At 60.4% G+C, this 12,365-nt stretch carries 10 protein-coding genes and 1 pseudogene; 4 read left to right on the forward strand and 7 right to left on the reverse strand.

The genetic code is table 11. The features are described 5' to 3' along the window. The first annotated feature begins 154 nt into the window (after positions 1–154). Complete coding sequence (locus AC57B6_RS21005; RefSeq protein WP_167531021.1) at positions 155–304, forward strand: hypothetical protein; 150 nt, start codon at positions 155–157, stop codon at positions 302–304. A gap of 39 nt (positions 305–343) precedes the next feature. On the opposite strand, the gene AC57B6_RS21010 is transcribed toward AC57B6_RS21005, so the two are convergent. Next, entirely contained in the window at positions 344–784 is a 441-nt protein-coding gene (locus AC57B6_RS21010) for an ester cyclase (RefSeq protein WP_454807341.1), read from the reverse strand. Positions 785–1,399: 615 nt separating this feature from the next. After that, a pseudogene (locus tag AC57B6_RS21015) lies at positions 1,400–2,290 on the reverse strand (LysR family transcriptional regulator); the annotation flags it as partial. Positions 2,291–2,690: 400 nt separating this feature from the next. Here AC57B6_RS21015 and AC57B6_RS21020 point away from each other — a divergent pair. Continuing rightward, positions 2,691–3,749 carry a Dyp-type peroxidase gene (locus tag AC57B6_RS21020; RefSeq protein WP_028194719.1) on the forward strand — a complete coding sequence of 353 codons (1,059 nt, stop codon included), beginning with the start codon at positions 2,691–2,693 and terminating at the stop codon, positions 3,747–3,749. Further along, entirely contained in the window at positions 3,742–4,545 is an 804-nt protein-coding gene (locus AC57B6_RS21025; protein WP_028194720.1) for a family 1 encapsulin nanocompartment shell protein, read from the forward strand. The genes AC57B6_RS21020 and AC57B6_RS21025 overlap by 8 nt, the downstream gene beginning before the upstream one ends. A 62-nt stretch (positions 4,546–4,607) precedes the next feature. On the opposite strand, the gene atpD is transcribed toward AC57B6_RS21025, so the two are convergent. Together atpD and AC57B6_RS21035 are read right to left on the reverse strand one after the other, a co-directional pair. Beyond that, positions 4,608–5,987 carry a F0F1 ATP synthase subunit beta gene (gene atpD / locus AC57B6_RS21030; protein WP_496422031.1) on the reverse strand — a complete coding sequence of 460 codons (1,380 nt, stop codon included), beginning with the start codon at positions 5,985–5,987 and terminating at the stop codon, positions 4,608–4,610. A gap of 314 nt (positions 5,988–6,301) precedes the next feature. Next, positions 6,302–7,291, reverse strand: coding sequence for a LysR family transcriptional regulator (locus tag AC57B6_RS21035; RefSeq protein ID WP_253044738.1), 990 nt, complete (start codon positions 7,289–7,291; stop codon positions 6,302–6,304). A gap of 273 nt (positions 7,292–7,564) precedes the next feature. Here AC57B6_RS21035 and AC57B6_RS21040 point away from each other — a divergent pair, with 273 nt between their 5' ends. Next, positions 7,565–8,992, forward strand: coding sequence for an aminotransferase-like domain-containing protein (locus AC57B6_RS21040; protein WP_496422032.1), 1,428 nt, complete (start codon positions 7,565–7,567; stop codon positions 8,990–8,992). A 23-nt stretch (positions 8,993–9,015) separates the two neighbouring features. Here AC57B6_RS21040 and AC57B6_RS21045 read toward each other — a convergent pair whose 3' ends face one another. Genes AC57B6_RS21045 through AC57B6_RS21055 form a run of 3 tightly spaced genes read right to left on the reverse strand, consistent with a single transcriptional unit; the run spans position 9,016 to position 12,365 of the window. Beyond that, complete coding sequence (locus tag AC57B6_RS21045) at positions 9,016–9,927, reverse strand: bestrophin family protein (RefSeq protein WP_178371086.1); 912 nt, start codon at positions 9,925–9,927, stop codon at positions 9,016–9,018. A 37-nt stretch (positions 9,928–9,964) separates the two neighbouring features. Continuing rightward, a complete protein-coding gene (gene cydB, locus AC57B6_RS21050) occupies positions 9,965–10,972 on the reverse strand; it encodes a cytochrome d ubiquinol oxidase subunit II (RefSeq protein ID WP_028194725.1) in 1,008 nt (335 codons plus the stop codon). 4 nt (positions 10,973–10,976) lie between these two features. Beyond that, positions 10,977–12,365: a cytochrome ubiquinol oxidase subunit I gene (locus tag AC57B6_RS21055; protein ID WP_028645904.1), complete on the reverse strand. Its 1,389-nt coding sequence runs from the start codon at positions 12,363–12,365 to the stop codon at positions 10,977–10,979.

A 12,365-nucleotide genomic window follows, 5' to 3' on the forward strand; every position in this document is an offset into this window, starting at 1 on the left:
GAGCGAGGCGCGCCGAAGGTCAATCCTTCGGTGCGCCTCGTTCGTCTGGTTTTAGATAGCTCTATACCATTCGATCGCCTAGAATAAATCGAGCAAACTGAACAAGCGCCCGCTTCGTTATCAGATTCGCGCCCATGCCGACAGGAGTCATGCCATGTCACAGACAAGCCGCGATACCCCTGAAACGCCGCGCCACGGTCTGCTATGGTTCGTTGCATTGTGGCTGCTCGGCGTCGGCGGTACGGCACTCCTCGTGCTGCCGTTTCATCTTCTGGTCGCGGCAGCAATCCATCACGCGCATTGACACTTTTCCCGGCGCCAACGCGTCCGTACCGGCGGCAACTCAAGACCGTCCGAGCGTGGGCGGCAACTGCCCAAGCTGCCGGAATACCGATAACCAGTCCTCCAGGTGCCACGTCTTCGCGATCAGACTTCCGCGCATCTGATGGAAAGAGTGAATCGCGAAACTGATGTGTCTGGAACTGGCAGCAATGCCAAGTAGCTCCCCGGTTTGCGTGCCGCTGACCTCCGCACGAACGCCTACCCGGTCCCCATGAATCAGCACGTCGAGAATAGCGATTTTCATATCCGGCAACGCTGTGGCAAGGGTCGCGAATATGGGCACCATCTGGTCGGGTCCTGGCGCCACGCCGACGGGCTCGGGAACATATTCCCAGTCCGGGGTCACCACCTTTCGTAACAAGGGGACGCTTTTCTGCTCGAAGGCGCGATAGAGCCCTTCAATCGCTTCACGGGTGACGGCTTCGTCGGGCGGTACAGTCATGTCCGGTTACTCCTGAAGATTGGATGGTGCTCGCGATCAGGGTAGCGCTTTGCGGAAAATGGTGCCGCCATAACCGAGCACGATATTGTCGACTTCAAACGGTGACGCTTCCTGCGCTTCGAGGATAAATGCGACATGGCCGGAACTCAGTTTGCTGGTTATCGCGGCGACCAGGTCGTCATCGAACGCGTCCTTGATTGCGTGCTCAGCCAATCCACCGCTCGCTCCGATCGTGAAGCCAAGGATCGACCCGACCGGCCCCCCGAGCATTCCGATCAGACCGCCAGTTAACGCACCGATCACTGTGCCCCAAAACGGCCGGGTCTGCTTGTCGAGCAAAATCAGCTTACCTGTAGCGTCCTTTTGAACCAGTACGCCGCTCTCGATTTTGAAACCAAGGTCTTTTTCCTCGAAATTCCTGAAATCCCGGCCCGCTCTTTCGGCAACGTCCACGCTGTCGAAAACTGCAACAATCAATTGCTGTGCCATTTGATAGCTCCTCGTATCGGCGACGGTGTCTATCAAAGATAGTGATTTTCGCAGCGCGTGCCATCGGTTTATTTCCGATGCATGGCATCGGTCGAAGTGAGCATCGATCTCCGCGCGCACTCTGCCGAGAATGTCCGGCGTGCAGTTGTTCAGCATCGTCACAATCAGCCGTACCCGCGTGGAGACCTCGCGCTGTGTCTGACTCAGGAGATTCAATTCCAATGGCGGCAGGTCGAATTCCGGCAGGATGCGAACCAGCCGCCCGTCCGCGAGCGCCTCGACGCACGCCGGTTCTTCCAGCACGCCGATGCCCGCACCCGCGAGGATCATTTCATACATGGGCCGCCAATGACTCGTCCTGGTCGCAGTGCGAATCGGCACGCTTTCCACCACCGTCGCGACGTGCCTGAGCGGCAACTGGTCCGTGCCGAACATGCCCTGCACCCGGATGAATGGATGCTTCACCAGTTCAGACGGCTCGGCAATCGGACCGTGCTGGCCCAGATAGCCCGGCGCGGCAACCAGCACGCGCCCAACCTGACCCAACTGACGGGCAATGAAAGCCCCTTCGCCCAGTTGCCCAAGACGAAATGAAATGTCCACGCCCTCCGTCACCAGATCGACGATCCTGTCGTTCAGAACCAGTTCCAGCTCCAGTTGCGGATAGGTTTCACGCACCCGCGTCAACACCTCCGGCACGATCGTTTCGCCAAAGCAGTGCGGCGCCGCGATACGGATCGTGCCCTTGAGTTCCTCGCCGTCGTTCGACACCTCGGCGACCGCCTGCTCCACGGCATGCAGGATCCGCTTGCTGCGCTCGTAGAAAGTGAGCCCTTCAGGCGTGCAATTGAAAGCCCGCGCGCTACGCAGCAGAAGCCGGCAGCCCAGATACTTCTCGAGCCGCTCGATGCGCTCGCTCGCGGCCGGCTGACCGATATTCAGGTCTCGCGCCGCGCCGGAAATACTCCCGCGTTCAACCATCCTGACGTAGATGCGCATGGCTTCGAGCAGATTCACCGTACTCAACCTCCATTCGCAATGCGAATTAATTGGTGTCGCCTTCTGGGCCACAATAGCGAAGCCTGTTCGGATGGTAACGGGATGACAGGAGAATAAAAGACCGTCGGACCCAATATGAAGTATCGAAACAGACGCAGAGAATTACGACAGAATAATGTCGAAACATATCGGCGCCCAATCACGCCCGACACCGCATTGGCACAACGCCGGCTGACTCAGCCCGCGCAACGCTATCGAACCGTCATTCGGCCTTCTCAAGGCCGCGTGCGAACTCGTTGAAGACCTTCACGCACTTTCCATAAAGTGCCTCGGCGGTATAACATCCCCGGGTGTATAGCAAACAGAAAGCATTCGCTCCACTCCTGGAATCCGTGACGGTTTATCCATAATCAATCCGATGCCTAAAGACGACATCCCAGAACCGCAAGCCGTATGTAATAACATTACCCGTAGCGCGATCTTCATCGTCGCGACCCTCAAGGATGGTCAGGACCCCGCTGAACAGGTGCGTGCGTGGTGCGGCGACGTTGCCGCCCTGGTGCGCTCGGTGGGCAAGCGCGTCCCGTCCGGCAACCTGTCGTGCGTGGTCGGCTTCGGCTCCGACGTGTGGGACACGCTGTTCGGCGCGCCACGCCCGGCGGCCCTGCATCCGTTTCGCGAATTCGGCTCGGGTGAACGTCGCGCCGTGAGCACGCCCGGCGATATCCTGCTGCACATCCGCGCGGATCAGATGGATCTCTGCTTCGAACTCGCCACGCAACTGGCGGGACGGCTCGGCGATGCGGTCACGGTGATCGAAGAAGTGCACGGATTTCGCAACTTCGATCTGCGCAGCATGGTGGGCTTCGTCGACGGTACCGAGAATCCAGAAGGTCGCGAGGCCGTGGACTTCACGCTTATCGGCGACGAGGATCCGGAATTCGAGGCCGGCAGCTACGTCATCGTGCAGAAGTACCTGCACGACATGACCGGCTGGAACGCGCTTTCGGTCGAGACTCAGGAGCGCATTATCGGCCGCACGAAACTGTCCGATATCGAACTCGACGAAGCGGTCAAACCCACCTGTTCGCACAGCTCGCTCACCACGATCACCGAAAACGGCGAGGAAGTGAAGATCCTGCGCGACAACATGCCGTTCGGGCGCCCCGGCATGGGCGAGTTCGGCACCTACTTCATCGGCTATGCGCGTTCGCCCGAACCGATCGAGCAGATGATGGAAAACATGTTCGTCGGGCGGCCGCCGGGCAACTACGACCGGCTGCTCGATTACAGCCGCGCGGTCACGGGCAACCTCTTCTTCGTGCCGTCGGCCAGCTTGCTCGAGGCGCTCGCGGATCGCGATCCGCAAACTGCCGCCGTGGTCGCGCCAGCGCCCGACTCCTCTTCATCCGCAGGGCCGCGTCATGACGGCTCGCTGAATATTGGCTCTCTCAAGGGAATCTCTCAACATGAATAATCTGCATCGCGAGCTTGCCCCCATCTCTCATGCCGCCTGGTCGCAGATCGAAGACGAAGTGGCTCGCACCTTCAAGCGCAGTGTTGCCGGCCGTCGAGTGGTTGACGTCAAGGGCCCTGGCGGAACCGAACTATCCGGCGTCGGCACCGGGCACCAGATCGCGATCGCCGCGCCGCAGCCGGGCGTTGTGGCGAAGCTGTCCGAGGTCAAGAGCCTTGTCGAGTTGACCGTGCCGTTCGAACTGCAGCGCGAAGCGATCGACAGCGTCTTGCGCGGCGCAAAAGATGCTGACTGGCAGCCCGCGAAGGAAGCCGCAAAAGAACTCGCCTATGCCGAAGATCGCGCGATTTTCGACGGCTACAAGGCCGCGGGTATCGGCGGCCTGCGCGAAGGCTCGTCGAACCCGGCGCTCGCACTGCCGGCCGACATTGCCGCTTATCCGAACACGATCAGCAACGCGCTCGAAGAACTGCGGCTTGCCGGTGTCGACGGTCCCTATTCCGTGCTGCTTGGCGCCGACGCCTACACGGCACTCGCCGAGGCGCGCGATCAGGGTTATCCGGTCATCGAACACATCAAGCGGATTGTGAGCGGCGACGTCATCTGGGCGCCCGCGCTGGCAGGCGGCAGCGTGATCTCCACGCGAGGCGGCGATTTCGAACTGCACCTTGGCGAAGAACTGTCGATCGGTTATTCGAGCCATACCGACACGGTAGTGCGCCTCTATCTGCGCGAGACGCTGACCTTCCTCGCGCTGACGAGTGAAGCATCGGTGTCGCTGACTCAGGCCGAATGACCCAGGCCGAATGAGGCAGGCCAAATAAGGCCGCTGGAACAAGCGCCTGCCCAGGCCCGGATCTACTTCATTTTCCGGGCCTTTTCGAAAGCCTCGTCGATCGTGCCGACCATGTAGAACGCCTGCTCCGGCAGGCTGTCGCATTCGCCGTCGACGATCATCCTGAAGCCACGAATCGTTTCTTTCAGCGATACATATTTGCCCGGCGTCCCCGTGAATACTTCGGCGACGTGGAACGGCTGCGACAGGAAACGCTGGATCTTCCGCGCACGCGCCACGGCGAGCTTGTCTTCCGGCGCCAGTTCGTCCATACCCAGAATCGCGATAATGTCGCGCAGTTCCTTGTAGCGTTGCAGCGTTTGCTGCACGCCGCGCGTAATCGAGTAGTGTTCTTCGCCGATCACGTTCGGGTCGATCTGACGCGAGGTCGAATCGAGCGGGTCGACTGCCGGATAGATACCCAGCGAAGCGATGTCACGCGACAACACGACGGTTGCGTCCAGGTGGCCGAAGGTCGTAGCCGGCGACGGGTCGGTCAAGTCATCCGCAGGGACGTACACGGCCTGAACCGACGTGATCGAGCCAGTCTTGGTCGACGTAATACGCTCTTGCAGCTTGCCCATTTCCTCAGCCAGCGTCGGCTGATAGCCCACTGCCGACGGCATACGGCCGAGCAGTGCCGACACTTCCGTGCCTGCCAGCGTGAAACGGTAGATGTTGTCGACGAAGAACAGTACGTCGAGGCCTTCGTCACGAAAGTATTCAGCGATCGTCAGACCGGTCAGCGCGACACGCAGACGGTTGCCCGGCGGCTCGTTCATCTGGCCGTACACGAGCGTCACCTTGTCGAGAACGTTCGAATCCTTCATCTCGTGATAGAAGTCGTTCCCTTCACGGGTCCGCTCGCCAACACCGGCGAACACGGAGTAACCACCGTGTTCTTTAGCGATGTTGTTGATCAGTTCCATCATGTTCACGGTCTTGCCCACGCCTGCGCCACCGAACAGGCCAACCTTACCGCCCTTCGCAAACGGGCAGATCAGGTCGATAACCTTGATGCCGGTTTCGAGCAACTCCGTCGACGGCGACAATTCCTCGAATGCGGGCGCCTTCTGGTGAATCGAACGCGTGTGCTCGCTATCGATCGGCCCTGCTTCATCGATCGGACGCCCCAGTACATCCATGATGCGGCCTAGGGTTGCCCTCCCGACTGGCACGGAAATCGGGTGACCGGTGTTCTTTACCATCAGGCCCCGGCGCAAGCCGTCCGACGAACCCAGGCAGATGGTGCGGACTACGCCGTCGCCCAACTGCTGCTGGACTTCGAGTGTGAGGTCCGAGCCTTCCAGCACCAGCGCGTCGTAGATCTTTGGAATGTGCCCAGGCGGAAACTCCACGTCGATAACGGCGCCGATGCATTGCACGATTTTGCCTTCAACCATCGTCAAACCTCATCGCGTTTTGCGGAATCGAGCAAACAGGCAGCGAATGCCGGAAGCTAAATGAGCGAGCTGCGTGAATGAACTGCGCTGCCTATGAAAGATAGTCCTTCCCGTCAAACTTGCCACTTGTTCTTCCCGATTCCTGCTATCGGTTGAGGAATCGCCTATCCGGCCCACACGCTAGCCAAACTGGAAACAGCCTGAGCCGATATTTAGAATCGGTGCGCGGAGGATGTTTCCACCTGGCAAGTTGCTCGATAATCCAGCGGAGTGACTTCGCCGGGAAAACAGAAGCTGACCCGCTCGTCGAGGGCTCAGGCCCGCAACGACGGTTTCAGAATCGCGGACACCTCATCGTCGGGAAGTACTTCGAAGCGATTTGTCACTTCGCCGCAATCGACGTGCACTCTTTCCAGAATTTCCGACGTGTACTTTCTCAACGTCGTCACCATCGTCCGCACCCTCGGCGGCACCGGACGTTGCGCCTGCGTCAGTACATTCAGATCGAATGGCAGCACTTCGAATTCCGGCAGGATGCGGACCAGCCGCCCGTCCGCGAGCGCCTCGACGCACGCCGGCTCTTCCAGCACGCCGATGCCCGCACCCGCGAGGATCATTTCATACATGGGCCGCCAATGACTCGTCCTGATCGCAGTGCGGATCGGCACGCTTTCCACCACCGTCGCGACGTGCCTGAGCGGCAACTGGTCCGTGCCGAACATGCCCTGCACCCGGATGAATGGATGCTTCACCAGTTCAGACGGCTCGGCAATCGGACCGTGCTGGCCCAGATAGCCCGGCGCGGCAACCAGCACGCGCCCAACCTGACCCAACTGACGGGCAATGAAAGCCCCTTCGCCCAGTTGCCCAAGACGAAATGAAATGTCCACGCCCTCCGTCACCAGATCGACGATCCTGTCGTTCAGGACCAGTTCCAGTTCCAGTTGCGGATAGGTTTCACGCACCCGCGTCAACACCTCCGGCACGATCGTTTCGCCAAAGCAGTGCGGCGCCGCGATACGGATCGTGCCCTTGAGCTCCTCGCCGTCGTTCGACACTTCGGCGACCGCCTGCTCCACGGCATGCAGGATCCGCTTGCTGCGCTCGTAGAAGGTGAGCCCTTCAGGCGTGCAATTGAAAGCGCGCGCGCTACGCAGCAGAAGCCGGCAGCCCAGATACTTCTCGAGCCGCTCGATGCGCTCGCTCGCGGCCGGCTGACCGATATTCAGGTCTCGCGCCGCGCCGGAAATACTCTCCCGTTCAACCACTCTGACGTAAATCCGCATGGCTTCTAGCAGATTCATGGTGCCCATTCTCCCTATGTACCGATTTCGCATCATCCGAATACGTTCTTACGCATCGCAAGGCCCCGGCGTGGGGACCTGGCAATGCGTATTCGATGGAGAACAGAGTAAGGCCGGGCAGTCGCTCGCAGAGTGCACAAATCGGACCGGCTCCGGCCAGTACAGTTCTGCTACGATCTCGGCACCAGCCGTGCGGCACAGCCACGCAAGCGCGCATCAGCCGGCGCGGAGACCGGCACGGATGCGGCGGCAAAACGCTAAGGGAATCGTCCGATGAATCTCTACAAGAAGCTTGCAGACGATATCGAGAAACTGATCCGGCAAGGCATGTACGGGCATGGCGAACGCCTGCCGTCGGTACGGCAGAGCAGCCAGCAGCATCGGCTGAGCGTGACGACCGTCATCCGCGCCTATCTGCTGCTCGAAAGCCGTGGTTTGCTAACGGCGAGGCCCCAGTCGGGCTATTTCGTCAACTTCCGGGGCGACAGCGGCGAGCGCAAAGCGCTCGAGCTCCGGCCGTCGAAACCGATCCCGATTTCGTCGCCGGTCGATGTGAGCCGCCTCGTGCTGTCCACCTTGCGCTCGATCGGTGTCGACGACGCCGTGCCGCTCGGTTCGCCCTATCCCGATGCCACGCTGTTTCCATTCGAAAAGCTCAACCGCTACGCTTACGACGCGGGCCGGGGCAAGACCCGCTGGGGCGTGACGGATGCGCTGCCGCCCGGCAACGCGGCACTCATGCGCCAGATCGCGCGTCGTTACCTCGAGAACGGCATGGCGGTCGATCCGAACGAGATCGTCATCACGGTCGGCGCGACTGAAGCGATCAACCTGTGCCTCCAGGCGGTCGCGAAACCCGGCGACGTGATCGCGGTCGAGTCACCGACGTTCTACGCGATGCTCCACGCGATCGAACGGATGGGCATGAAAGCGATTGAAGTGTCGACGCATCCGGAACACGGCATCGATATCGAGGCACTGGCCGCGATTGTGGAATCGCAGACCATCGCGGCCTGCATGATCATGCCGAACTTCCAGAATCCGCTGGGCTTTCTGATGCCCGACGAACGCAAGCGCGAACTCGTGCAACGCCTCACGAAGTGGGACATTCCGGTCATCGAGAACGGTGTCTACAACGAATTGCACTATGACAGCACGCACCCGAGCACGTTGAAATCCTTCGACACGAAGGGACTGGTGCTGCACTGCGGCTCGTTCTCGAAGACCCTCACGGCAGCGTACCGGATTGGTTGGGCGCTGCCGGGCCGGTATCGCGACAAGGTCGAGAAACTCAAGTTTCTGAACACCCTGACTTCTCCGTCGATCCCGCAAATGGCGATTGCGGAATTCCTCGAGCGCGACGGCTACGAGCATCACCTGCGACGAGTCCGAAAAGCGTATGCGCAGCAGGCCAATCTGATGAAGGCCACCGTCGCGCGCTTCTTCCCCGAAGGTACGCGCATGTCCAACCCGGCCGGCGGATATGTGCTGTGGATCGAACTGCCGCCCAAGGTCGACGCCATGCGGCTCTATAAGCTCGCGCTCGATGAAGGCATCACCATCGGCCCGGGCTACATGTTCTCGGTCTCGGAGACGACCTATCGGAACTTCATCCGCCTCAATTACAGCAGCGCCTGGTCGAGCGAGATCGAACAGGCGGTGATTACCGTCGGCAAGCTGGTTGCGAGGTGCGCCCGTTAGCACGGGCGCGTCGATGAGCGCCGCTAGGTCAGTTGGTACGAGCGCAGCGGTTGCACCTCGGCGGGCAGTTCGCAGCCGCATAGTTCGAGAACCGAGCGTTCGATATTGCGGGTTATCGCATCAAGCGCCAGCGCATTCGGCGCAAGCGAAAAGGGCTCGGCGACTTCGCTGGCGATCGCTTCCAGCGCAATCAGCGTATAAGAAATGAAAACGCAGAGCAGCGGCGTGAAGAACTCCGTCGAATCCACAAGACCGAACGGCAGCAACACGCAATAGGCGTAGACGGTACGGTGCAGCAGCACGCTGTAGGCGAACGGAATCGGCGTGGATGCGATCCGTTCACAACCACCCACCGTCTTTCCCAACTCGTCGATCTGCGCGTCCAGCATCCAGAGCTTCGTGTCCGAGATCAATCCGCGGACCTGCAGATCGGCCAGATTGCGACGAACGTCGTTGAGCAGCGCAGTCGGTTTGTAGCAGGTGTGCTGCAGTGCCTCGGCTCGCGTGCGTCCGAGCAGTCGAACGAGGTCCGGCGTCGGATCGGTCCCACGCAATTGATGCTTCAACGCGTACACGGCCGCAATCAGGGTATGGGCCATTTGCACGTTGTGATCGCCGCGCGGCACGTAGCACAGCATCTGTGAAGTCAGCGAGCGCGCTGAGATCAGCGTGCTGCCCCAGAGATGGCGCGCCTCGTTGAAGCGCTCATAGCTTGCGTTATTGCGGAACGCGAGAAAGATCGCCAGCGCGAGGCCAAATAACGTGAACGGCGCCGTATTGAGCGGGATCTTCTCGCCGAAAATGCGCCCGTGCGTCAGCACGGCAAGACTGCTGACAGCCCCCATAAAAACCAGTTGAGGAATAATCGACTGCAATACAGAACCATTCCAGATAAACAGCAGCCGGAACCAGTTTTGCCCTGGCCTCACAATCATAACGTGCTCTTGTAATAGTCTGACTGCGCCGCCACCCTCAGTGGTAGCCGGCGTCCCCTTCGCGCACCTTGCCCCGGAATACGCGGTACTGCATGACGTTGTAGACGAGAATGACCGGCAACACGATCACCGTGCCGACCAGCGCGAACAACTGGCTCGAGTGGCTCGACGAGGCCTCCCAGATCGTCAGCGAAGGCGGCACGATGTTGGGCCAGATGCTGATGAGCAAGCCGCTGTAACCGAGAAAGCACAGCCCGAGGGTGAGCAGAAACGGGGTGGCTTCGTGCTTCAGACGCACCGAACGGAACACGCCCCACACGCAGGCAATCACAAGAATCGGCACCGGCAGGAACCAGCCGAGATTGCCGCTGCCGAACCAGCGATGCGCAACTGCCGGCAATCCAATCACGGTCCAGAGACTCACAATCATCATCGCGCCAAGCAGGACGCTCACGAGCGGCCGCATCAGTTCGCGCATCTTGCGCTGCAATTCGCCGTCCGTCTTCAGGATGAGCCAGCCGCAGCCGAGCGTCGCATACGTAGTCAGCACACCGATTCCGCAGAACAGGCTGAACGGCGAGAGCCAGTCGAACGGTTCACCGGCGAAGCGGCCGTCGACGATCTTGATGCCTTGCAGCAGCGAGCCCAGCACGATGCCCTGGCAAAGCCCCGCGAGCGCGGAACCGCCAATGAAAGCGAGGTCCCACGCGTGCTGGGTCCTGACGGCCTTGGCGCGCAATTCGAAGGCCGCTCCGCGAAAGATCAGACCCACCACCATCAGGATCAGCGGCAGATAGTTGGCCGGCAGCAGCGTCGAATAAACCACCGGAAACGCCCCGTATAGCCCGGCGCCGCCCAGCACAAGAAAGGTCTCGTTACCGTCCCAGACCGGTGCGATGGTATTGAGCATCACCTGCCGGTCGCCCTTCCCCTCGAAAAACGGAAACAGCAGGCCAATGCCGAGATCGAAGCCGTCCAGCATCACGTAGATGAAAACACCGAGTCCGATGATCGCGGCCCACACAACAGGAAGATCGATCTGCATGGCGTCACTCCCCTTCCAGTGCGTCGAGCGGGCGATTACGCAGCACCGGATGCCGGCGTGACTTGCTGCGCTCGAGATGCTCCTCCGGTCCGCGCTTCATCATCTTCATCATGTAGTAGAACCCCATGCCGAACACCAGGAAATACACCAGCACAAAGATCAGCAAGGAAACGCCTGCCTGCTGGGAACCGATCGGCGACACGGAGTCCGCGGTGCGCAGCACACCGTACACGGTCCAGGGCTGGCGACCGACCTCGGTCGTGATCCAACCCGCCAGCAGCGCCACGATGCCGGAAGGCCCCATGCACAAAACGAAACGCTGAAACCAGCGCGTCTCATAGAGGCGGCCACGCACTCTGAGCAGCAGGCCCAGTAGCGCGGTCAACAGCATCAGCATGCCGATACCCGCCATGACCCGGAAGGTCCAGAACACGATCGGCGAATACGGACGATCTTCGGGAGGAAACTCCTTGAGGCCGCGAATTTCTCCATTCCAGCTATGCGTCAGGATGACACTGCCCAGATGCGGGATCTGGATCGCGTACCGCGTCACCTCGGCATTCATGTCAGGCAGGCCGACCAGATTGAGCGCCGTGCCGCCTTTCTCGGTTTCCCACAGCCCTTCGATCGCGGCGATCTTGGCCGGCTGGTACTCGCGCGTATTGAGGCCGTGCGCATCGCCAACCACAATCTGTATCGGCGTCAGGAACAGCAGAATCCACAATGCCATCGAAAAGCTGCGTGTGACCGGTTTGTCGCGCCGGCCCTGCAACAGATGCCACGCGCCGCACGCGGCCACGATAAAGCCCGCGACAATGAAAGCGGCGATCGTCATATGCGCGAGGCGATACGGAAACGACGGGTTGAAAATCACCTTGAACCAGTCGACGGGCACGATCCGGCCATTCTCGATCGCGAAACCCTGCGGCGTTTGCATAAAGCTATTCGACGCGAGAATCCAGAAGGTGGAAATGAGCGTGCCCACCGCCACCATGAGCGTGGCAAAGAAGTGCGAGCGGGGACTGACGCGTTGCCAGCCGAACAGCATGACGCCGAGAAAACCGGCCTCGAGAAAGAACGCCGTCAGCACTTCATAGGTCAGCAGCGGCCCAGTGACGTTGCCGGCAACGCTGGAAAACCCACTCCAGTTGGTGCCGAACTCGTAAGCCATCACCACACCCGAGACCACCCCCATGCCAAAGCCGACCGCGAAAATCTTCGACCAGAACAGAAACATGTCCTTGTAGGCCGCGTCACCGGTCAGCAACCAGCGCCACTCCAGCACGGCGAGAAAACTCGCCATGCCGATGCTGATCGCCGGAAAAATGATATGAAACGAAACCGTGAACGCAAATTGCAGCCTGGCGAGGTGAAACGCGTCGAAGATATCCAT

The organism is Paraburkholderia sp. BGA-UO-ETr-F12, assembly GCF_059567945.1.